Source organism: Pantoea dispersa (genome assembly GCF_019890955.1).
Taxonomy (GTDB): domain Bacteria; phylum Pseudomonadota; class Gammaproteobacteria; order Enterobacterales; family Enterobacteriaceae; genus Pantoea; species Pantoea dispersa.
In genome coordinates, this window is sequence record NZ_CP082346.1 from 2675054 (window position 1) to 2695281 (window position 20228).

General features: G+C 62.8%; 17 protein-coding genes. 6 read left to right on the plus strand and 11 right to left on the minus strand.

Going from position 1 to position 20228, the window contains the following annotated elements; translation table 11 throughout:
• Positions 1-79: 79 nt before the first annotated feature.
• On the minus strand, positions 80-871 hold the full coding sequence (gene hutG / locus K7H94_RS12490; RefSeq protein ID WP_222951129.1) for an N-formylglutamate deformylase: 792 nt from the start codon (positions 869-871) through the stop codon (positions 80-82).
• Positions 868-2082 (minus strand): imidazolonepropionase, encoded by a 1215-nt coding sequence (gene hutI / locus K7H94_RS12495; RefSeq protein WP_104092738.1) that lies wholly within the window; start codon positions 2080-2082, stop codon positions 868-870. The genes hutG and hutI overlap by 4 nt, the downstream gene beginning before the upstream one ends.
• A gap of 84 nt (positions 2083-2166) precedes the next feature.
• On the opposite strand from hutI, the gene K7H94_RS12500 reads away from it, so the two are divergent.
• Both K7H94_RS12500 and K7H94_RS12505 read left to right on the plus strand, forming a co-directional pair.
• Positions 2167-3522 carry a formimidoylglutamate deiminase gene (locus tag K7H94_RS12500; RefSeq protein WP_222951130.1) on the plus strand — a complete coding sequence of 452 codons (1356 nt, stop codon included), beginning with the start codon at positions 2167-2169 and terminating at the stop codon, positions 3520-3522.
• A complete protein-coding gene (locus tag K7H94_RS12505) occupies positions 3519-4058 on the plus strand; it encodes a HutD/Ves family protein (RefSeq protein ID WP_222951131.1) in 540 nt (179 codons plus the stop codon). Before K7H94_RS12500 ends, K7H94_RS12505 begins: the two co-directional genes overlap by 4 nt.
• Here K7H94_RS12505 and hutC read toward each other — a convergent pair.
• Positions 4042-4797 (minus strand): histidine utilization repressor, encoded by a 756-nt coding sequence (gene hutC, locus K7H94_RS12510; RefSeq protein ID WP_021508436.1) that lies wholly within the window; start codon positions 4795-4797, stop codon positions 4042-4044. The two genes, K7H94_RS12505 and hutC, sit on opposite strands and share 17 nt — an antisense overlap.
• Before the next feature lie 319 nt (positions 4798-5116).
• Between hutC and hutH the strand changes: the two genes are divergently transcribed.
• From hutH to K7H94_RS12525, 3 genes are all read left to right on the plus strand, one after another.
• Entirely contained in the window at positions 5117-6670 is a 1554-nt protein-coding gene (hutH, locus tag K7H94_RS12515) for a histidine ammonia-lyase (RefSeq protein ID WP_222951132.1), read from the plus strand.
• Positions 6671-6680: 10 nt separating this feature from the next.
• Positions 6681-8366 (plus strand): urocanate hydratase, encoded by a 1686-nt coding sequence (gene hutU / locus K7H94_RS12520; RefSeq protein WP_222952050.1) that lies wholly within the window; start codon positions 6681-6683, stop codon positions 8364-8366.
• A 403-nt stretch (positions 8367-8769) separates the two neighbouring features.
• Positions 8770-9927: a M20 aminoacylase family protein gene (locus K7H94_RS12525; RefSeq protein ID WP_222951133.1), complete on the plus strand. Its 1158-nt coding sequence runs from the start codon at positions 8770-8772 to the stop codon at positions 9925-9927.
• A 114-nt stretch (positions 9928-10041) separates the two neighbouring features.
• Here the strand turns inward: K7H94_RS12525 and ybiB are convergent, their stop codons facing one another.
• The 3 genes from ybiB to K7H94_RS12540 form a co-directional block, all read right to left on the minus strand.
• Positions 10042-11010, minus strand: coding sequence for a DNA-binding protein YbiB (ybiB, locus tag K7H94_RS12530; RefSeq protein ID WP_222951134.1), 969 nt, complete (start codon positions 11008-11010; stop codon positions 10042-10044).
• A gap of 72 nt (positions 11011-11082) precedes the next feature.
• Complete coding sequence (dinG, locus tag K7H94_RS12535; RefSeq protein WP_222951135.1) at positions 11083-13218, minus strand: ATP-dependent DNA helicase DinG; 2136 nt, start codon at positions 13216-13218, stop codon at positions 11083-11085.
• A 54-nt stretch (positions 13219-13272) separates the two neighbouring features.
• Positions 13273-14169 carry a LysR family transcriptional regulator gene (locus K7H94_RS12540; RefSeq protein ID WP_058780844.1) on the minus strand — a complete coding sequence of 299 codons (897 nt, stop codon included), beginning with the start codon at positions 14167-14169 and terminating at the stop codon, positions 13273-13275.
• A 128-nt stretch (positions 14170-14297) separates the two neighbouring features.
• Between K7H94_RS12540 and K7H94_RS12545 the strand changes: the two genes are divergently transcribed.
• Positions 14298-15383: an iron-containing alcohol dehydrogenase family protein gene (locus K7H94_RS12545; protein ID WP_222951136.1), complete on the plus strand. Its 1086-nt coding sequence runs from the start codon at positions 14298-14300 to the stop codon at positions 15381-15383.
• Positions 15384-15540: 157 nt separating this feature from the next.
• On the opposite strand, the gene K7H94_RS12550 is transcribed toward K7H94_RS12545, so the two are convergent.
• Genes K7H94_RS12550 through K7H94_RS12570 form a run of 5 tightly spaced genes read right to left on the minus strand, consistent with a single transcriptional unit; the run spans position 15541 to position 20227 of the window.
• Positions 15541-16902, minus strand: coding sequence for an MmgE/PrpD family protein (locus K7H94_RS12550; RefSeq protein ID WP_222951137.1), 1362 nt, complete (start codon positions 16900-16902; stop codon positions 15541-15543).
• A complete protein-coding gene (locus tag K7H94_RS12555; RefSeq protein ID WP_132465439.1) occupies positions 16886-17773 on the minus strand; it encodes a polysaccharide deacetylase family protein in 888 nt (295 codons plus the stop codon). The genes K7H94_RS12550 and K7H94_RS12555 overlap by 17 nt, the downstream gene beginning before the upstream one ends.
• A complete protein-coding gene (locus tag K7H94_RS12560) occupies positions 17766-18611 on the minus strand; it encodes a polysaccharide deacetylase family protein (protein WP_021508446.1) in 846 nt (281 codons plus the stop codon). Before K7H94_RS12560 ends, K7H94_RS12555 begins: the two co-directional genes overlap by 8 nt.
• An 11-nt stretch (positions 18612-18622) precedes the next feature.
• Positions 18623-19444: an ABC transporter substrate-binding protein gene (locus K7H94_RS12565; RefSeq protein WP_021508447.1), complete on the minus strand. Its 822-nt coding sequence runs from the start codon at positions 19442-19444 to the stop codon at positions 18623-18625.
• Between the two features lie 18 nt (positions 19445-19462).
• Positions 19463-20227, minus strand: coding sequence for an amino acid ABC transporter ATP-binding protein (locus K7H94_RS12570; protein WP_021508448.1), 765 nt, complete (start codon positions 20225-20227; stop codon positions 19463-19465).
• Between the last annotated feature and the right edge of the window lies 1 nt (position 20228).

The following is a 20228-nucleotide window of genomic DNA, read 5'->3' on the forward strand; positions in this document are numbered from 1 at the left end:
CACAGGATTGGGGAGTGAGGCAGCGGATGTACATCCGCCACATGAGAAACGGGGTCACCGTGATGGCGACCCGCATCAATTAAACGGCTTTCCCCGCCTGCAGAAACGCCTGCAGCAGCGGCTTCAGCACATGCTGCAACCGCGTGGCGCGATCCTGCTGCCAGGCAAACGGCGGCGCCTCATCCATGTAATTCAGCTGCGCCAGCTCCAGCTGCACCGCCTGCACGCCCTGCGCTGGCTGGCCGTAAGCGCGCGTGATGTAGCCGCCTTTGAAGCGTCCATTCACCACCCAGCTGTAGTCGCTTTGCGCGGCGCACACCTGCTCAATCGCCGCGATGCTGGCCGCCGAACAGCTGGCGCCATCGTTGGTGCCGATGTTCAGGTCCGGCAGCTGGCCGTCGAACAGGCGCGGAATCACCGAAGCGATGGAGTGTGCATCAAACAGCAGCGCATAACCATGCTCGGCTTTTAACCGCGCCAGCTCCTGCTGAATCTGTTGATGATAGGGTTGCCAGATAGTCTCCAGATCGCGCTGACGCGCCGCGCTGTCCGGCGTCATGCCGGGTTTAAAGGTCGGCGTGCCATCAAACAGCGTCTCCGGATAGAGCCCGGTGGTGGCCGTGCTGTACAGCGGCTGGTTGTCCGGCGGACGGTTGAGATCGATCACGAAGCGCGAGTAGTGCCCAATCAGCACACTGGCACCGAGGTCGCGCACAAAGTCGTACAGCAGCGGAATATGCCAGTCGGTATCCGGCAGGCCGCGCGCGGCCTCGCTCAGCCCGGCGTCAACCTCCAACGTCAGCTGGGTACCGGCATGCGGAATACTGACCAGCAGCGGCAGCTTACCGGCGGTGAAATGAAAAGGGGTCATTGCGCTTCTCCACGATAGATAACCTGGCACGGCAGTTCGCCGCCCAGCCAGTAAACCAGCTCAGCCGGGCGAGCCAGCGGCCAGTGGACAAAATTGGCTACTTTGCCTGGCTCCAGCGAGCCGTGCGTGGCCTGCAGGCCAAGCGCCTTCGCGCCCCACAGCGTGACGCCGGCCAGCGCTTCCTCCGGCGTCAGGCCAAACAGCGTACAGCCCATGTTCAGCATCAGCCGCAGCGACAGCGCCGGTGACGTGCCCGGATTGGCATCGCTGGCCAGCGCCATTGGCACGCCGTGCTGGCGGAACAGTTCGACCGGCGGACGCTGCGTCTCGCGCAGCAGATAGAACGCTCCGGGCAGCAGTACCGCCACCGTGCCATGCTCCGCCATCGCGCGGGCATCCTGTTCGGTGGCATATTCGAGGTGATCGGCAGAGAGCGCACCATAGCGCGCCGCCAGTGCGGCACCGCCGAGTGCCGACAGCTGTTCAGCGTGCAGCTTCACCGGCAGGCCGAGCGCTTTGGCGGCATCAAATACCGCGCTCACCTGCTGCGGTGACAGCGCCAGGTGTTCGCAAAACGCGTCGACCGCATCCGCCAGCCCTTCCGCTTTCACCCGCGGCAACAGGCGCTGGCAGATAATATCAATCCAGCCTTGCGGGTTATCCCTGAACTCTGGCGGGAAGCCGTGCGCCGCCAGGCAGGTGGCCTGCACATCGGCAGGCACCGACTGCGCCAGCTCGCGGATAGCGCGCAGCAGAGTGAGCTCGCTCTCTTCGTCCAGCCCGTAGCCGGATTTAATCTCCACCGTGGTAACGCCTTCGGCCAGCAGGCGATCGAGCCGCCAGCGCGCTGACGCCACCAGCTGCTGCTGGCTGGCCGCGCGCGTAGCGCGCACCGTCGACAGGATGCCGCCGCCCTGCGCGGCGATCTCCGCATAGCTCACGCCGTTGAGCCGCTGTTCGAACTCCTGGCTGCGATCGCCGCCAAACACCAGATGCGTGTGGCAATCCACCAGACCGGGCGTAATGATGCCGCCGTCAAACTGCTGCTGCCGGCGCGGGGCAAAGTCCGGTAACGCGCTGCGCGGGCCTACCCACACCAGCTCGCCGTTATCCACCGCCACGGCGCCATCCTCAATCAGGTTATAGCGACCGTCACGCATGGTGACCACATCGGCCCCCAGCCACAGGCTGTCGATCTGTTTACTTGCCATCCCACTCCCCTTTTGTCTGGCGATTTACACTGCGCCTCAAAGTATGTATATGTATATACAACTTTCCGCCATTGAGGATCAACCATGGCAGTTTATTTTGCCCCACGCGCACGGCTGGCCGACGGCTGGCAGGAAAACGTGCTGATCGCGACCGACGATCAGGGATTTATTCGCGCCCTTACTGCCGACAGTACGCCCGGTGACGCCGTGCGCCTGGCCGGACCGGTAATTCCGGCGATGGCCAACCTGCATTCCCATGCCTTCCAGCGCGCCATGGCCGGGCTGGCGGAAGTGGCAGGCGATCCGCAGGACAGCTTCTGGACGTGGCGCGATCTGATGTACCGCATGGTGCAGCGCCTGTCGCCTGAGCAGGTCGGTGCCATCGCCACCCATCTCTACATCGATATGCTCAAGGGCGGCTACAGCCAGGTGGCGGAATTTCACTATCTGCATCACGATCCGCACGGCCAGCCGTATGCCGATGATGCGATGCTGCATCAGCTGATGCAGGCGGCACGCACTGCCGGTATCGGCCAGACGCTGCTGCCCGTGCTGTACAGTTACAGCGGCTTCGGTGCGCAACCGGCCAGCGACGGTCAGCGACGCTTCATTCAGCACACCGATGCCTATCTGCAACAGCAGCAGCGCGTCGCGCAGTGGAGCGCGCAGCAGCCGCTGATCAACCACGGCCTGTGTTTCCACTCGCTGCGCGCGGTGAGCGAAGCCCAGATGCATGAGGTGCTGGCCGCCAGCGCTGCGCATCTGCCGGTGCACATTCACGTTGCCGAGCAGGAAAAAGAGGTTAATGACAGTCTGGCATGGAGCGGCGAACGGCCGGTGGCGTGGCTGTATAACCGCTTTGCCGTTGATGCGCGCTGGTGCCTGATTCACGCCACCCATCTCGATCAGCAGGAGATCGCGCGCATGGCGGACAGCGGCGCGATTGCCGGGCTGTGTCCCACCACCGAAGCCAATCTCGGCGACGGCATCTTCCCGGCGGTGGAGTACATCGGGCGCGGCGGGCGCTGGGGCATTGGCTCCGACAGCCACGTTTCGCTCAGTGCGCTCGAGGAGCTGCGCTGGCTGGAGTATGGCCAGCGGCTGCGCGATCGTCGCCGCAACCGCATCACGCTAACCGATCAACCCTCGGTCGGCGATCTGCTGTGGCAGCAGGCGGCGCAGGGCGGCGCGCAGGCCTGTGGCATTGCCAGCGGTGAGCTGGCGGTGGGCAAACGCGCCGACTGGCTGGTGCTGGAAGAGGATGCGCTGCTGGCCAGCGTCAGCTCCGCCGCGCTGCTCAATCGCTGGCTGTTTGCCGGCAGCAGCCAGCAGATTCGTGACGTGTTTGTTGCCGGACAGCCGGTGATTCAGCAAGGCCACCACGCGGCAGAAGAAGCGGCCGCCGCTGGCTTTGCCCGGGCAATGCGGGCGCTGCAATGATCGCGCGCTTTGACTACGCGCAGCTGCCGGTCAGCCGCTGGCGCAACGGCGGCGGGGAAACGCGCGAAATTATCAGCTATCCGCCGGGCGCAGCAGAGTTCGGCTGGCGCGCCAGCATCGCCACCATCGACGCCGACGGGCCGTTCTCGCCCTTCCCCGGCGTCGATCGGGTGATCACTTTGCTGCACGGCGATAGCGTGCTGCTGCGCTGTGAACAGGCCGAACAGACGTTGCTGCCCCATCAGCCGTGGGCCTTTCCCGGCGAATGGGCGATAGAGGCGCAGGTTAGCGGCAGCTGTCAGGATTTCAACATCATGACGCGGCGCGACAGCTGGCGCGCGGCGGTAAGCGTGGAGCAGCAGACGGTCAGCAGCCTGCATGGCGTGGCGTATGTGCTGGCCGGTACATGGCGCAGCAGTGCGGGCGAGACGCTGCAGGCGCAGCAGGGAATGTGGTGGCTGCAGGAGCAGCAGCAGCTGGTGCCGCAAACGGCAGAGGCCAGCCTGCTGTTTATCGCGCTTAGCCGTGTCCCCTGAAGCGGCCCAGCAATTTGTAGCGTGAGCCTGGATAGAGCAGGCGCGCATAGGTGACGATTTTGTTGTCGCTCCACGTCTGGCGACGGATAAGCAGGCACGGCTCGTGCTCATCCAGCGCCAGATGCTTACGCTGGCGCAAATCCGGCAGTACCGCTTCAACGATATGCTCACCGGCGGTCAGCGGGGCGACGCGCATCAGATAGGTGTACGGCGTCAGGCTGTGGTAATCCTGGCTGAGGTAGTCAGGCGCGACCAGCGGATTGACCAGACGATCTTCCAGTTGCACCGGCAGCTCATTTTCGTAGTGCACGATCAGCGAATGATACAGCGTCTGGCCGGTGGAGAGTCCCAGCACCGCCGCCTGTTCCGGATCGGCCTTCATCTGACCTATTGAGAGAATTTTGCAGCTGTGCGTATGGCCGCGCTGGGCAATTTCATCGGCGATGTTATGCACTTCCAGCATTGCGGTGTAGCCCTTCATCTCCGCGACAAAGGTCCCGACGCCCTGCATGCGCACCAGAAATCCTTCGCTGGTGAGTTCGCGCAGCGCGCGGTTGATGGTCATGCGGCTGACGCCCAGTTCATTGACCAGCTCGCTTTCCGACGGCACCCGCTGATTGGCTTTCCAGTGACCTTCGCGGATCTGGCTGACGATTGCCTGCTTAACGCGCTGGTAAATGGGCGCGGGTTCATCCCCCATCGCTGCCGCCAGCTGTGCGATTGCCGTTTGCTCCGCCATTTCCTGTTCCTTTTCCAAATGATGTGTGAAGTTTACTGTCTCGCCGCCTAAATGTATATACATCCAATGGTGCATAGCCTGCCCACATGGTGCAGCTGCCGCCCGCTTTTGGTGCAGCGTACCAGGCTGAAGGTTGCCGCGCCCGCATTGCGGCACGTTTCACAGAATACGATCAATCTGGCACAGCGCTTGCTACTTGTATAGACAAGATTAGACACTTATGCTTCACTCACAACACTTATAGCGCCCCTGGCGGATGCCATCGCATCTTGCGCACCGCCACAACGTGGCAGATCACTTGTATAGACAGGAGTAGACTATGTCAGGTTCGGTTCAGGCAATTCGCCTCGTTCCCGGTGAAGTGGACCTCGCCACCTTACGCCGTATTTATCAGGAAAAGGTGACGCTGCAGCTGGCAGAGGAAGCGCGGGCGGATATTGACCGCGCCCGTGAAACCGTCGAGGCTATTGTCGCCTCGGGCAAGGTGGTGTACGGCATCAACACCGGCTTCGGCAAGCTGGCGCAAACGCAGATCCCCGCCGAACGCCTGGCGGAACTGCAGCGTAACCTGGTGCTGTCACACAGCGTCGGCCTCGGCGATCTGCTGCCGGACAACGTCACCCGCCTGGTGGTCGCCAGCAAAATCATCAGCCTGGCACGCGGCCACTCGGGCATCCGCATGGAACTGATTGACGCGCTGCTGGAGCTGTTCAACGCCGGCGTGATGCCGTGCATCCCGGCGAAGGGATCGGTTGGCGCGTCCGGCGATTTGGCGCCGCTGGCGCACCTCTCCCTGATGCTGCTCGGTGAAGGCCAGGTGCGCATTGACGGCCATCTGGTGCCTGCCAGCGAAGGCCTGGCCCGCGTCGGCCTGCAGCCGATTGTGCTGGGGCCAAAAGAGGGTCTGGCGTTGCTCAACGGCACCCAGGTCTCTACCGCGCTGGCGCTGCGTGGGCTGTTTGAAGCCGAAAATCTGTTTGCCGCCGGGCTGATGGCCGGCGCGCTGTCGCTGGAAGCGATTAAAGGCTCGGTTAAACCGTTTGATGCGCGCATCCATCAGGCGCGCGGCCAGCACGGGCAGATTGCCGTCGCCGCTGCGGTGGCGACGCTGCTCGAAGGCAGCGAAATTCTCAGTTCGCACAGCAACTGCGGACGCGTGCAGGATCCCTATTCGATCCGCTGCGTACCGCAGGTGATGGGCGCCTGTCTCGATAACCTCAGCCACGCCGCGCGCGTGCTGCAGATTGAAGCCAACGCCGCTTCTGACAACCCGCTGGTCTTCAGCGACAGCGGCGACGTGATCTCCGGCGGTAACTTCCACGCCGAGCCGGTGGCCTTTGCCGCCGACATCATCGCGCTGGCGATTGCCGAAGTCGGTGCCATCTCCGAACGCCGCCTGGCGCTGCTGCTCGATACCGGCCTCTCCGGCCTGCCGCCCTTCCTGGTGCGCGACGGCGGTGTGAACTCGGGCTTCATGATTGCGCAGGTTACCGCTGCCGCGCTGGCCTCGGAGAATAAATCGCTGGCGCACCCGGGCAGCGTCGACAGCCTGCCGACCTCAGCCAATCAGGAAGATCACGTATCGATGGCCACCTACGCGGCACGCCGCCTGGGCGAGATGTGCTTCAACACCGCTGCCGTGGTCGGCATTGAAGCGATGGCGGCGGCGCAGGGCATCGACTTCCACCGCCCGCTGCAAAGCTCTGCCGCGATCGAACAGGAGATGAGCCGCATTCGTGCGCAGGTCGCCTTCCTCGATCAGGACCGTTTACTGGCGCCGGACATTGATGCCATGCGCCTGTGGGCCAGCAGTTACGTCTGGCCTGAAACCCTTACTGCGCTGCTGCCAAGCCAGCGTTCTACTGCTAATTAAGGAACCGATGATGAGCGAAACTTTGACTCAGGCTGTTGCCCGTGAAATCCGTGCGCCGCGCGGTAATGAACTGCACTGCGCCAACTGGCTGATTGAAGCGGCATACCGCATGATTCAGAACAACCTCGATCCTGACGTGGCCGAACGCCCGGAGGATCTGGTGGTGTATGGCGGAATCGGCAAAGCCGCGCGTAACTGGGCGTGCTTTGAGCAGATTCTGCGCTCGCTGCGCGCGCTGCAGCCGGAAGAGACGCTGCTGATTCAGTCCGGCAAGCCGGTCGGTGTGTTCCGCACCCATGCCGATGCGCCGCGCGTACTGCTGGCCAACTCCAACCTGGTGCCGCACTGGGCGACGTGGGATCACTTCCACGAACTGGATAAGGCCGGGCTGATGATGTATGGCCAGATGACCGCCGGTTCATGGATCTATATCGGCGCGCAGGGCATCGTGCAGGGTACCTTTGAAACCTTCGCCGAAGCCGGCCGCCAGCACTACAACAGTGACCTGACGGGCCGCTGGATCCTCACCGCCGGTCTGGGCGGCATGGGCGGCGCGCAGCCGCTGGCGGGCGTGCTGGCCGGCGCCTGCGTGCTGGCGATTGAGTGCCAGGAATCGCGCATCGATTTCCGTCTGCGCACCCGCTACCTCGACCATAAAGCCCACAGCCTGGATGAGGCGCTGGCGCTGATCAAAGACGCCACCGAAGCCGGCCAGGCGATCTCCGTGGGTCTGCTGGGCAACGCGGCCGAGCTGGTCCCGGAACTGGTGCAGCGCGCGAAAGCGGGCGGCATGAAGCCTGACATCGTGACCGATCAGACCTCCGCGCACGATCCGATCAACGGCTATCTGCCGGTGGGCTGGGACGTGGCACGCTGGGAAGCCGAGCGCGTCAGCAATCCGAAAGCAGTAGAGAAAGCGGCACGCGCCTCCATGGCGCAGCACGTGCAGGCGATGCTCGACTTCCACCATATGGGTGTGCCGACCGTGGATTATGGCAACAATATTCGTCAGGTAGCGCTGGATGAAGGGGTGAAAAACGCCTTTGATTTCCCGGGCTTTGTGCCGGCGTATATTCGTCCGCTGTTCTGCGAGGGCAAAGGCCCGTTCCGCTGGGTGGCGCTCTCGGGCGATGCGGAAGATATCTATAAAACCGACGCCAAACTGAAAGAGCTGTTCCCGGATCACAAAAACCTGCACCGCTGGCTGGATATGGCGCAGGAGCGCATCGCCTTCCAGGGCCTGCCGGCGCGTATTTGCTGGCTGGGGCTGGGCGAGCGTCATAAAGCGGCGCTGGCATTCAATGAGATGGTGCGCAACGGCGAGCTGAAAGCGCCGATCGTGATTGGTCGTGACCACCTCGACTGCGGCTCGGTGGCGTCACCTAACCGTGAAACCGAGGCGATGAAGGATGGCTCGGATGCGGTGTCAGACTGGCCGCTGCTGAACGCGCTGCTGAACACCGCCGGCGGGGCCACCTGGGTGAGCCTGCACCACGGCGGCGGCGTCGGTATGGGCTTCTCGCAGCATTCCGGGGTGGTGATCGTCTGTGACGGTACGGCTGAAGCGGATGCACGCCTTGGTCGCGTACTGTGGAACGACCCGGCCACCGGCGTGATGCGTCATGCCGATGCGGGCTACGAGCTGGCGCAGACCTGCGCAGAGCAGCACGGTCTCAATTTGCCGATGCTGAAGTAGTTCCAGGTGCGCATCAATGCGCACCCTACGGGATGTTACCCTGGCTGGGCAATGCCGCAATGTGGGTCTGTTAAGACTTAACACTGTTCGCAAAGATTGCACTGTGTAAGGTCGGCATTCATGCCGACCGCGTGCAGCGCCAGCACGGCGGTATCCCATCGCGCTCTGTAGGTTCGGCATTTATGCCGACCGCGTGCAGCGCCAGCACGACGGTTTCCCATCGCGCCCTGTAGGGTCGGCATTTATGCCGACCTTGCCCCTGCCCCTTATGCCAATCCGCTATAGCCTATAGCCAAATTATTCCTTTCCACGATAGACGCCCCCCACGCTTACCACTACAGTGGACACTTAACTTCCCGCGTCGGAGATTGCGCAGCTGACGCTGCTGATGGAGCCTTACCTTATGAGCCTGCCTGCTGTCCTGCTGGAAAACGCCCTCACCTGGCGTCGTCAGTTACATCAACACCCTGAACTGGGTTACCAGGAGCGGCAGACCAGCGAGCTGGTAGCCCAGGTGCTGACCGATGCCGGACTGCAGGTGTTTCGCGGTCTCGCCGGCACCGGCGTGATCGGCACGCTGGAAAATGGTCCCGGTCCGGTCATCGGGCTGCGCGCCGATATGGATGCCCTGCCGATCACCGAAAAAGGCGAGCCGCAGTGGAAATCGAGCCGGCCTGGCGTGATGCACGCCTGCGGTCACGATGGCCACACCGCGATACTGCTGGCCGCAGCCTGTCAGCTGGCCGCCACGCGTAATTTCAAAGGTACGGTACACTTCCTGTTTCAGCCGGCCGAAGAGAATCTCGGTGGTGCGCGCAAAATGGTGGAGGAAGGTCTGTTTCAGCGCTTCCCGATGGATGCCGTGTACGCGATGCACAACTGGCCGGGATTGCCGGTGGGATCGCTGGCGGTAAATCCGGGCGCGATGATGGCATCGCTGGATTCGTTTGAGATTACGCTGCACGGCAAAAGCTGCCATGCGGCGATGCCGGAAAGCGGTGCCGACCCGATGGTGGTCGCCGCCGAGCTGATTCTGGCGCTGCAAACCATCCCGTCGCGCCGCCTGTCACCGCTGGCGTCGGCGGTGGTCAGCGTCACCCAGATTCACGGTGGCGAGGCCATTAACGTCATTCCGGAGCAGATCACGCTGCGCGGTACGGTGCGATGTCTGCAGACCGACGTGCGCAATCGCGTGCGCGGTCTGATTGAAGATTTTGTCACCACCCTGCCGCGCCCGTTTGGCGTCAGCGGCGAGATTCACTGGTATCCCGGCTATCCGGTTACCGCCAACCATGTCGCCCCGGCGGAGCAGGTGCGTGACGTGGCGTGCCAGCTGCTGGGTGAACAGCAGGTGCACTGGCAGGTTAACCCGTCGATGGCGTCTGAAGATTTCGCCTGTATGCTGGAAGCCTGTCCCGGCGCCTATTTCTGGCTCGGCGCTGACGGTGCCACGCCTTCAGCCCCGCTGCACAATGCGAACTATGATTTCAACGATGCACTGCTGCCGATTGGTATTACGTTCTGGCAGCAACTGGTGGAGAGCGTACTGATTAAACGCTGATGGCGCTGCTCAGCAAGCCATTTCAGCTGCGCAGGCGCGCCCCCCCTGCGCAATCGCGGCGGTGCCCGCCGTCACCGCCCAGGTTTCTCGTGCATGGCCGGCCGGGCAGCCCGGTTAAATTCCCGCCTGCTGTAACCGCGTTTCGGCATCGGCCATTGTTGCGGCTTCGCCGGTCGCCACCAGACAGCACGCCAGCTGCAGGCGCAGCGCCTGCGGCACCGCACGTTCACCGGCCAGCACCTGGCGGATCCACGTTGCGGTATCCTGAGCGCCTTTGCTCTCTGCTAACGCCAGCGCGACCTCTGGCTGCCTCTCAACCCACACTTCCGCTTCTGCGCCGGCACCGCGAATATAATTAATCGCCGGGCAGCGCTGCGGATTGGCATAGACCTCACCTTCAGTGCCGTTCAGCAGAATGGCCGGTGCATCGATATCCTGGAAGAATTTCCCCACGCGCGGCACATATTCCGGATGCGACACGCTCGCCAGCCGCAGCGCGGCGCGTTCGGCAAACGGCGTCGCCAGCTTGGCCAGCGTGTGAGCGCTGTTGCGCACGCCCATGCGCCAGCGCAGCGCCAGCTGTTTAGCCATTGGCGCACATAAATTATCGATGGTGATGAACGCCAGCTCGCCAGCGTCGAGTTTCGCCTGCGCCTGCTGCGCGCTGGTCACCGGCGCAATATCCAGCGCCGCCAGCACCGCTTCGCTGGTCACGCGGGTTGGGTCATCGCTGACGCCGTGCAGCAACACCGGAAAACCGAGCTTCACCAGCAGCAGCGCCAGCAGCGGCGTCAGGTTGCCCTGGCGACGCGCGCCGTTATAGCTGGGGATGACGATGGGCATCGGACGCTGTGCCGGGGCCTGCAGCCGCATCATGCGCTGCTGCATCGCGTGGTAGAAGCCGTGCATCTCCGCTTCCCCTTCCCCTTTGATGCGCAGCGCAATCAGCACGCCACCCAGTTCGAGATCCGGCACCTCGTCCGCCAGCATCGCGCTGTAAAGCGCCACGGCAGTGTCAAAGTCGATATCGCGTGCGTGATTCTTGCCGCGGCCAATCTCTTTAATGATCTTATTCAGTTCCATCACACTTTCCCGCTTCCAGGGCGCGCCGTCACCCGGCGGCCAACAATCGTGCATCCGGCTGTTGCCGCATACTCAGGATTTCTTGCTGCGCTTCGCCGGTTTGTCCGCTTCCGGCACCGGCGGTTGTTCAATCGGAAACACCGGCAGCGCGGCCAGCAGGCGGCTGCCGTAGGTTTTGCTCAGCAGCCGGCGATCGTAAATGATGATTTCACCAAAACACTGATGGCTGCGGATCAGACGCCCGACCTGCTGGATCAGCGTAAACGATGCGCTGGGTAAACTTTGTACTTCAAACGGGTAGCGTTTGAGGCTCTTCAGCCACTCCCCTTCGGTCAAAATTACCGGACTGTCTACCGGCGGAAAAGCAATTTTATGGATGTGCACCTGCGACAACAGATCGCCTTTCAAATCGAGCCCTTCGGCAAAAGATTGCAGGCCAACCAGAATGCTGCTTTGTCCGGCGGTCACCCGTTGCCGGTGAAGCTCCACCAGGCGTGAACGCGGCTGATCGCCCTGCACCAGCATCGACAGACGCAGCTCCGGCACCAGGCTGACAAACTGCTGCATCGCACGCCCGCTGGCAAACAGCACCAGCACGCCTTTGTGCTGCTGCGCCTGCATTTGCTGGAGGAAGAAGCGCGCCATCTCAGCAATGTGCTCCGCTTCATTGGCCAGCAGCGGCTCATAGCGCATTTGCGGGATGATCAGCTTGCCCTGATCGACATGGTTAAACGGCGAGTCGAGTGCCACAAAGCGGTCGCCGGCCTTTTGGTTCAGGCCGGACATCTCCTGCAGGCGATTAAAGCTGTTCAGCGAACGCAGCGTAGCCGAGGTCACCACCACGTGCGGGATTTTGCGCCACAGCAGCTTTTCCAGCTGGTCGCTGACGCGAATCCCGGCGCAGTGAAACAGCAGATGCGCCTGGCCATCACGAATTTCACGCGTCACCCATTTCGACACCGGTGCGTTGGACGCTTTTTCCATTGCCGCCAGCCGCCACAGTTTGCTGATGGATTCAAACCAGCCGAAGTGGCGATTGAGCTGCAGGATGGCTTTGTGCAGCCGCATGATATCGGCCTTGCCGGTCTGTTCGCCCAGCTCGTTGAGCAGCCCTTCGCTCAGGCCACGCAGCGCATCACTCAGCTTAAACAGCCGCGCGCACAGGGTCAGCAGTTCTGGCGGCAGCTCACCGAGCACAAAGCGAAACTCGCCAGGCTGATTGTCGCGCGGCAGCAGAGGATTGAGCGCGTTGCACAGCGTCTGCAGCTGCTCGCGCATCTCATCGCAGTGCCCTTTCAGGCGCTCGGGATTGCTCAGCGGCGGCGGGGATTTCGGCCGGAACTGCGCCATGGTGGTCTCCACCAGCCGCACAAACAGATCGAGCTGCAGGCTGCTCCAGCCCGGCGTGATCTCCGCGCTCATCTCCAGCGCATCCCGCGCCACTTCCGGCAGATGGTGCCCTTCATCCAGTACCAGCATCAGGTGTTTGGCCGGCGGCAGCACCGACTCATTCTCCATTGCCGCCATCACCAGCGCATGGTTCGCTACTACCACATCGGCCTGCTCGATTTCGCGTCGCGCCACAAAGAACGGGCATTCGCGGTACCAGCGGCAGTGGTGTGCCAGGCAGTTCGCTTTATCAGTGGAGAGGCGCTGCCACAGGCTGTCGTCAATCGCCACGTCGCTGTGATCGCGCAGGCCATCCCACTTATAGCTGCTGAGGTCTTTCTCCAGCCGCGCGCATAATTTCTGCTCCTCTTTCGAACCGGTCACCGCCTGTTCGTCGAGATACAGCAACAGATCGCCCTGCTGATCGTCCGTGGCTGCCAGCGCGGTCAGGTTGCGCGGACAGACATAGCGCCCGCGACCAAAAGCCGCGGTGAAGGTGAGGTCAGGAATGATTTTCTTTAATAGCGGCAGATCTTTGCTGAAGATCTGATCCTGCAGCGCCACGTTGGCGGTGCTGATGACTAAACGTTTCTCTTCGGCGCGGCTGACCGCAATGCCGGGAATCAGGTAGGACAGGGTTTTGCCGACGCCGGTGGGCGCCTCAATGGCCAGATGGCGACCCTCGTCACCGGCCAGACTCTTCGCCACTTCGGCGATCATCTGGCGCTGCGGCGCGCGCGGGATAAAGTCAGGAACCTGCTGCTGCAGCGCCTTATACCATTGCGCAATCTGGCTTTTTATCGCTGCTGTCAGGGCCATAGTGAATACTGTTGGTTAAACCGGCCTGTATTTTTACACAGTATTGCCGCAGCGTCAGCTTTCGCGCTCAGTTTTTCGCGCTGGATTCAGAATTTCGCGCATCGCGCGGATCAGCGGCTCGCGCGCGCGGCCGCGCCGGAAGGCGAACGAAAACGGCGCACGAAAGTGAAAATGGTGGGGCAGCAGGCGCAGCAACTGGCCCTGCTGCTCGCGGCTGCGCGCGTAATGCTCGGGCAAAAAGCCGATATAGCGCCCGGAGAGAATCAGCGTCAGCTGCGCTTCAATGCTCTCCACCGACGCGGTGCTGTGGCGGAAACCGCGCTTGTTGAGCTCCTGCTGGTTCCAGTAGCGCCGCGTTACCATGCCGGTCTGCTGCACGCGACGCACATCCGCATCGCCCTGCGCCAGCGCATGCTGCGGACTGCAGTACAGCCACTGCTGCTCCTCGTACAGCGGCAGCGTCACCAGATTGCTGGCGCGCAGCGGAAAGTGCCCGATGGCCAGGTCGAGCCGATCTTCCAGCACCTGCTGCTGCAGTTCGTTGGGCTCGCACACGCTGAGGGTGAGAAACACCGCCGGAAAGCGCTGGTTAAAACGGGCGATAACCGCCGGCAGATCCAGCGTGCTGTCGGTGACGGTGGCGTCGACCACGCCGAGCGCAAACGTGCCGCCCTGCGCGCTTTTCAGCGTCTCCACCTGCGACTGCCAGCCGCTCAGGGTCGCCAGCATTTCCCGGGTATAGGCGTAGAACTGTTCGCCTTTGCTGGTCAGCGCAAAGCCCGCGCGGCCGCGCTGGCACAGAATAAAGCCCAGCTGGCTTTCCAGTTCACTCATGTAGGCGCTGATGGCCGGTGTGGTCATGTTCAGCGCCTGCTGCGCACGCGAATAGCCCTGGTTTTCCACCACGCTGGCGAACACCTGCAGCAGTTTCAGATTGGGTAAGGTTGGCACCGCACTTCCTTCAGGGATTGCTGACAATAGTTAACGAATCGCTGAAGTGATTATCGGCTGGCAGGGATTTTTTCTGCAAGCCGCTTTGGCGATGATGCAGCCATTCCCTGAAAAAGAGAGCTTTCGCTATGTCGCAACAAAATTTGCTGTTCCCGGCGCGCGTGCTGCGTGGTGCGGGTGTGATTAACCAGCTGGGGGCTATCTGCGCCGGGCTGGGCCAGCGCGCACTGCTGATTGGCGGCCAGCGCGCGATGCAGGCGGTGGCGACGCAGGTGAAGCTGCAACTCGACGCCGCTGGCGTCACGCTGCTGGCACCGGTGTGGTTTGGTGGCGAAACCTCGCTTAACCATATCGAACGGCTGGCGGCGATAGCGGTTGAACAACAGGCAGAGGTGCTGATCGGTGCGGGCGGCGGCAAGGCGCTGGACACGGTTAAAGCGGTGGGCGCACAGCTCGGGCTGCCGGTGATAACCATCCCGACGATTGCCGCCACCTGCGCTGCGGTGACCCCGCTGACCATTCGCTACGACGATAACGGCAACTTCTTTGATATTTTCCCGCTGCCACAGGCGCCGGCGGCAGTGCTCATCGACAGTGAACTGCTGGCAGCCGCCCCTGCCCGCTGGCTGGCCGCGGGCCTCGGCGATACGCTGGCTAAATGGTATGAGTTCCGCGCGGTAAGCACGCGCCATCCGGCGCGCACCGGCAATGCGCTGTCATCGCTGGCGCACAGCCAGATCTGCTATGAGGTGATCGCGGAGCACGGTCCGGCGGCTTACGCAGCGGTGCTGCGCGGTGAGAGCGGCACTTCGCTCGATCAGGTGCTGGACGCGATTTTTACCTGGGCCGGTCTGACCTCGCTGATGAGCAATGGCGCCCACGCCGCCGCTGCGCATGCCATTTACGAAGGCTTTACTTTCTGCGACAAAACGCGCGAGTTTGGTCACGGCCTGCTGGTGGGTTATGGCAATTTGTGCCTGCTGGCGCTGGAGGATCGCAGCGACGAAGAGCTGGTGGATGAGATGCGCCTGGCGCGTGACTGCGGCGTACCGTTGACGCTGGCCGAGATTGCCGCGCTGGATGAGAGCGAGCTGGCGTTGATTATACGCGAATCTGTCCACGCGCCGGATATGGCGAACATGGCCGAACCGGTCAACGAAGCGCGGTTGCGGGCGGCGATGGCGCGGATTGAAGGGCTGGCGGAACGGGTTTGATTGCGGTCGCAATGGATGTGGTAAATCCCAGGTCACCGTAAACGGCGACCCTACGGGCCAGCGCGCGTTTTTGTAGGGTGCGCATTTATGCGCACTGTCATCATCAGGTCGCGCTGGCCTGACCGACCGGCATTACGCCATGGCTGGCTCCCCACTTTTACCGGGTCGCCAGTAACACCGCGACTTGCCGCACATCCGCCACGTTATCCAGCGTCAGGCACAGCGTTTCCAGCTGCTGCACCTGTGCCGCCGGCAAGACGCGCGCGGCGAGGCTGCGGTATTTGGCGCGCAGCGCCGCGTCGCTCAGCGGATTCGCCGGCGATCCCGACGGCACCGCGACGTGCTGCTGCCACTGCTGGCCCTGCACCGTTTCCAGCCGGACCCACGGCTCATCATCGCGCCCCTGCTGGTGGTCAATCTCCAGCGCAATACGCGCCATCAGCGCGGCAGCTTCCGCACTCAGGCGACGGCTGTCGTCATAACTCACCAGCTCCGCGGAGCCATACAGCGCGCGCGCCGTCAGCGCATACGGCAGGCTCATTTGCGCGGCGGCGAGGCTGGTGAGCTCACGCGTGCCGCACATCTCCAGCAGGAACGAATTGAGCCCGACCACGATGCGCGCGATGTCTCCGGTTGCCACCGCATGCTGCCGCAGCAGCTGATCCAGCGCATCGATCGCCGCATGCGTACCGCGACAGGCGGCGTACGGTTTGATGGAACAGCGCGCCAGTTTCCACACCTCGCCCAGTTGGGCCGTGAGCGCGGCGGGCTGTTGCGTTTCACCGGCCAGCGTTTGCAGAAAGCCGCCCCAGCGCGCCTCAAATACCGCGGCCGGTCCGCTGATGCCGCGCTGTGCCAGCAGTGCCGCCTGTACGCCCCCTTCCGCCGCGCGCGCCGCGTGCAGCTTTTTGGTGTGCGAGCCATCATGAATAAAGCCCCACAGGCCACCACTGAAGCTGGCTGCGATGCCCAGCGCCGAGGCACACTGCGCGGCCGGCAGCCGCAGCAAGCAACTGACGGCAGCCGCCGCGCCGAAAACGCCACAGCTGGCAGTTGAGTGCCAGCCCGCACCGTTGTGCGCAGCATACCCCCCGCAGGCTTCCAGCACGCGGCGGCCGATGTCATAACCGACGACCATCGCGGTGAGAAATGCCCGCCCGTCGACCGGCTGCGTCGCCAGCGGCAGTGCCGCCAGCAGCGCCGGTAACACCACGGCACCGGAGTGATCGCAGCCGCCGGTGTCGTCCAGTTCATACATGTGCGCCGCCACGCCGTTGAGCCACGCCGCCTGGCGCGGGGAAGCTTGCTGCGCACAGCCCCACAGCTGCGCCACGGTGCTGCCGCCCTCTTCAGCCACCAGCGCCCGGCATTCGCGCCAGATCGGGCTGTCACAGCCCGCCAGCGCCGCGCCGAGCGTATCCAGCAGATGGCGCTTCGCCTGCGCTACCAGCGGTTCCGGCAGCTGGGCAAAGCGGGTGGCTGCGATGAAGTCCGCCAGCCGATCAAGCGTGGTGTCCATGTTCGCCTCCGCTGACCCGGGCAAACACCTCTGCCGGATGATCGGCATCGTTATCCGGCTGCGTCTGCCAGTGCGCGGCCACCTGGCCGGCAGTAGCGATCCACACGTCATGCTGCTGCAGCGTTTCCAGCAGCTGACGCAGCAGGCCAATGCGTCCGGCGGTGCCGATAATTTCCGGGTGCAGCCGCAACAGGTAGCACAGGCCGAAACGGTGAAAACCGTGGAAATCCTGCGTCAGGTTAGCCAGCGTTTCGCCATAGGGCGCGATGCGCGACTGTCCGGGCGGAATCGCCGGGCTGAGGTTGAAGGCAAAATAGGGCGCATCTTCCAGCGTGTAGTGCATGGGCAGCTCCACCAGCCGGGTGCCGGGGTGAAAATAGGGTAAGTCATCACCGCGCCAGCTGGAGGACCAGCGGATGCCGTGCGTTGCCAGCGCCGCAGCAAGGCCCGGTTTCCACTGGCCGGCCGGCGTGCGAAACCCGGCAATCGGCTGGCCGGTCAGCTGCGCCAGCCGCTCGCAGCCGCGCGTTACGCTGGCAATCTGCTGCGCCAGGGTCAGCGCCGAGAAGTCTTCGTGTCGCTCACCGCTGCAGGCGATCTCATGCCCGGCGGCGACAATACGCTGCAGCACCTGCGGCTGCTCTTCGGCGACGATGGCCGGTAAGCACCAGCTGGCCAGCAGCTGTTTCTCTGCCAGCAGATCCAGCAGACGATCAACGCCGCGCAGCGTGCCATAGCGCCACACCGACAGGGTTTTATCGCGCCCGGCGACCGCAGGGGCCTGCGTCAGGATGCCGTGAATATCGTGATAGTCGATGGTAATGATGGCCGCCGATTGTTTGCCCGACGGCCAGCGTGAATGCTCAGTCATGTTGCTGCTCCTGCAAATACCACGCGGCCACCGCATCACAGCGCGCAAACCACACATCGTCGCGCGCCGTCATGTGGGCAAACAGCTGCTCCAGCAACAGCAAACGGCCGGGCTGCCCGGAAATTTTCGGGTGGAACAGCGTGGTCAGGCACAGTCCTTCGGCCATCGCGCCGTCAAATTCGCGCTGCCAGTTATCACCGGTGTGCGCATAGCTGGCGATGCGGTCGCCGCCCTGCGGAAAATCCGGCTGGCGCGTGTAGGCCAGCGAGGCGTAATCATCCATCTCCCATTTTCCGGGAATCTCCACCAGCGGCGTATGCCCGGCGACGGCAATGCTGTACGGCCGATCGTCACCGCGCATGCTGCTGGAGTAAATCACCCCGGCTTCCCGCAGAATCTGCGGCGTTTCGGCGTGCCAGTCGCCGGAAGGGGTGCGGAAACCGCAGGCGCGGATACCAAGATGTTGCTGAAAGATGGCGGCAGAGCGCGCCATCACAGCGCGCTGTTCATCTGGCGTAATCGCCCAGAACGATTCGTGGCGATAACCGTGATAGGCCACTTCGTGGCCCTGTTCGATAATCGCCTGGCACTGCCGCGGCCACTGCTCCACCACCCACGCCGGGACAAAAAACGTGGCCGGCAGCTGAAAGGCGCGCAGCAGATCCAGCAGCCGACCGAGCGCGCGAAACGGCCCGTAGGCGCCAAAGGTGAAATACTCTGGTGTTGACCACAGGCTGCCATTGAGCATGGCATCGCCAGTGGGACCATCAAGATCAAACGCCAGCGCCATACAGCCACGCTTGCCCTGCGGCCAGCGTACTGCGCCCGGTTGTTGCATACGCCCGCTCCTTAGCCCTGATTCACCGTGGCTTCGGCAATGCCGTTGTCGCTCAGGCCCCATTTGCTGAGGATTTTCTGGTAGCTGCCATCGGCAATCATGGCATTGATGGCTGCCTGAATCGCCGTGGTCAGCTCACCGGCATCTTTACCCAGCGCCATGCCGGTGTACTGGAAGGAGAAGGCTTTATCCAGCGGCTTAAAGGTGCCTTTTTCCAGGTTCATGATGTACGGCAGGGTTTCGCTGCCCTGTACCGCGCCATCCAGACGACGCTGACGCAGCTGCGTGCGCGCATCGGCGGTGCCTTCCGCGCCCACCACGATAATCGCAGGTTTACCGGCCGCTTCGCAGTGCGCTTTTGACCAGGTAGCAATCTCCTGCGGGAAGGTGGTGCGGCGGCTGGTGCCTACTTTTTTGCCGCACAGATCGGTGGCGCTGTTGATGTCGCTGCGCGCCGCCAGGGTGTAGAATTGCGGACCGGTTTTGAAGTAGTCGATAAAGTTAACCACCTTCTGCCGCTCTTTGGTGTCGGTCATGCCGGACATCACCAGATCGACGCGTTTGGTCACCACCGCGTTGACCATCTGTTCAAACGCGATCTCCTGCCAGTTAACCTTCACGCCGAGCTTCTCGCCAATTGCCTGGCCCAGCTCATAATCGACGCCGCTCAGCTGATTGGTGGCCGGATCTTTAAAATCCATCGGCGGGTAGTTCGGCATGATGGCGACGGTCAGCCCTTTCTCTTTGATACTGGCCGGTACGGCAATCTCCGCCCAGGCAGAGGATTGCAGCAGCAGCGCGGCACTGATGGCACTCAATAACAATTTTTTCATCTATTCACCCCGGTCACGTTAAAGAAGAATCGCGTTGATAAAGTTTTTCATCCGTGGGTTTTGCGGGTTCAGCAGAATCTCTTCCGGTGCGCCCTGCTCAATAATGCGTCCCTCATCCATAAACACCACCTGGTTGGCGACCTCACGCGCAAAGCCCATTTCGTGGGTCACCACCAGCATGGTGGTGCCTTCTTTTGCCAGCTGGCGCATCACCGCCAGCACTTCACCGACCATCTCCGGATCGAGCGCCGAGGTCGGTTCATCAAACAGCATCAGTTTGGGTTTCATCGCCAGCGCGCGGGCAATCGCCACGCGCTGCTGCTGACCGCCGGAGAGCGACTGCGGATAGTCGTGCGCTTTGTGCGCCAGTCCGACGCGATCCAGCAGCGCCATCGCCTCTTCGCTGGCCTCGCGTTTCGGGCGCAGCAGCACGCGACACGGCCCCTCGATGATGTTCTCCAGCGCGGTCTTGTGCGGAAACAGGTTGAAGCGCTGAAATACCATACCGGTCTGCAGCCGCTGGCGCGCAATCTGTTTGTCACTCAGCGGGTGCAGCTTGTTGCCGGCAATGCGATAGCCCGCCAGTTCGTTGTCGACCCAGATGCCGCCCTGATCCACTTTCTCCAGCTGGTTGATACAGCGCAGAAAGGTGCTCTTACCGGAACCCGACGGGCCGAGAATGCACATCACCTCGCCGTAGTTCACTTCCAGGCTGACGTCCTTCAGCGCGTGGAACTGATCGAAATATTTGTTCACCTTGACGGCGCGCACGATGTTTCTCATC

Bases quoted from the DNA above. Each gene is read 5' to 3' on its own strand.
- K7H94_RS12560 (WP_021508446.1), bottom strand. From the start codon at position 18,611: ATGCAACAACCGGGCGCAGTACGCTGGCCGCAGGGCAAGCGTGGCTGT.
- dinG (WP_222951135.1), bottom strand. From the start codon at position 13,218: ATGGCCCTGACAGCAGCGATAAAAAGCCAGATTGCGCAATGGTATAAG.
- K7H94_RS12570 (WP_021508448.1), bottom strand. From the start codon at position 20,227: ATGAGAAACATCGTGCGCGCCGTCAAGGTGAACAAATATTTCGATCAG.
- K7H94_RS12555 (WP_132465439.1), bottom strand. From the start codon at position 17,773: ATGACTGAGCATTCACGCTGGCCGTCGGGCAAACAATCGGCGGCCATC.
- hutU (WP_222952050.1), top strand. From the start codon at position 6,681: ATGAGCGAAACTTTGACTCAGGCTGTTGCCCGTGAAATCCGTGCGCCG.
- hutC (WP_021508436.1), bottom strand. From the start codon at position 4,797: ATGGCGGAGCAAACGGCAATCGCACAGCTGGCGGCAGCGATGGGGGAT.
- K7H94_RS12550 (WP_222951137.1), bottom strand. From the start codon at position 16,902: ATGGACACCACGCTTGATCGGCTGGCGGACTTCATCGCAGCCACCCGC.
- K7H94_RS12545 (WP_222951136.1), top strand. From the start codon at position 14,298: ATGTCGCAACAAAATTTGCTGTTCCCGGCGCGCGTGCTGCGTGGTGCG.
- hutH (WP_222951132.1), top strand. From the start codon at position 5,117: ATGTCAGGTTCGGTTCAGGCAATTCGCCTCGTTCCCGGTGAAGTGGAC.
- K7H94_RS12565 (WP_021508447.1), bottom strand. From the start codon at position 19,444: ATGAAAAAATTGTTATTGAGTGCCATCAGTGCCGCGCTGCTGCTGCAA.
- K7H94_RS12505 (WP_222951131.1), top strand. From the start codon at position 3,519: ATGATCGCGCGCTTTGACTACGCGCAGCTGCCGGTCAGCCGCTGGCGC.
- K7H94_RS12500 (WP_222951130.1), top strand. From the start codon at position 2,167: ATGGCAGTTTATTTTGCCCCACGCGCACGGCTGGCCGACGGCTGGCAG.
- hutI (WP_104092738.1), bottom strand. From the start codon at position 2,082: ATGGCAAGTAAACAGATCGACAGCCTGTGGCTGGGGGCCGATGTGGTC.
- ybiB (WP_222951134.1), bottom strand. From the start codon at position 11,010: ATGGAACTGAATAAGATCATTAAAGAGATTGGCCGCGGCAAGAATCAC.
- hutG (WP_222951129.1), bottom strand. From the start codon at position 871: ATGACCCCTTTTCATTTCACCGCCGGTAAGCTGCCGCTGCTGGTCAGT.
- K7H94_RS12525 (WP_222951133.1), top strand. From the start codon at position 8,770: ATGAGCCTGCCTGCTGTCCTGCTGGAAAACGCCCTCACCTGGCGTCGT.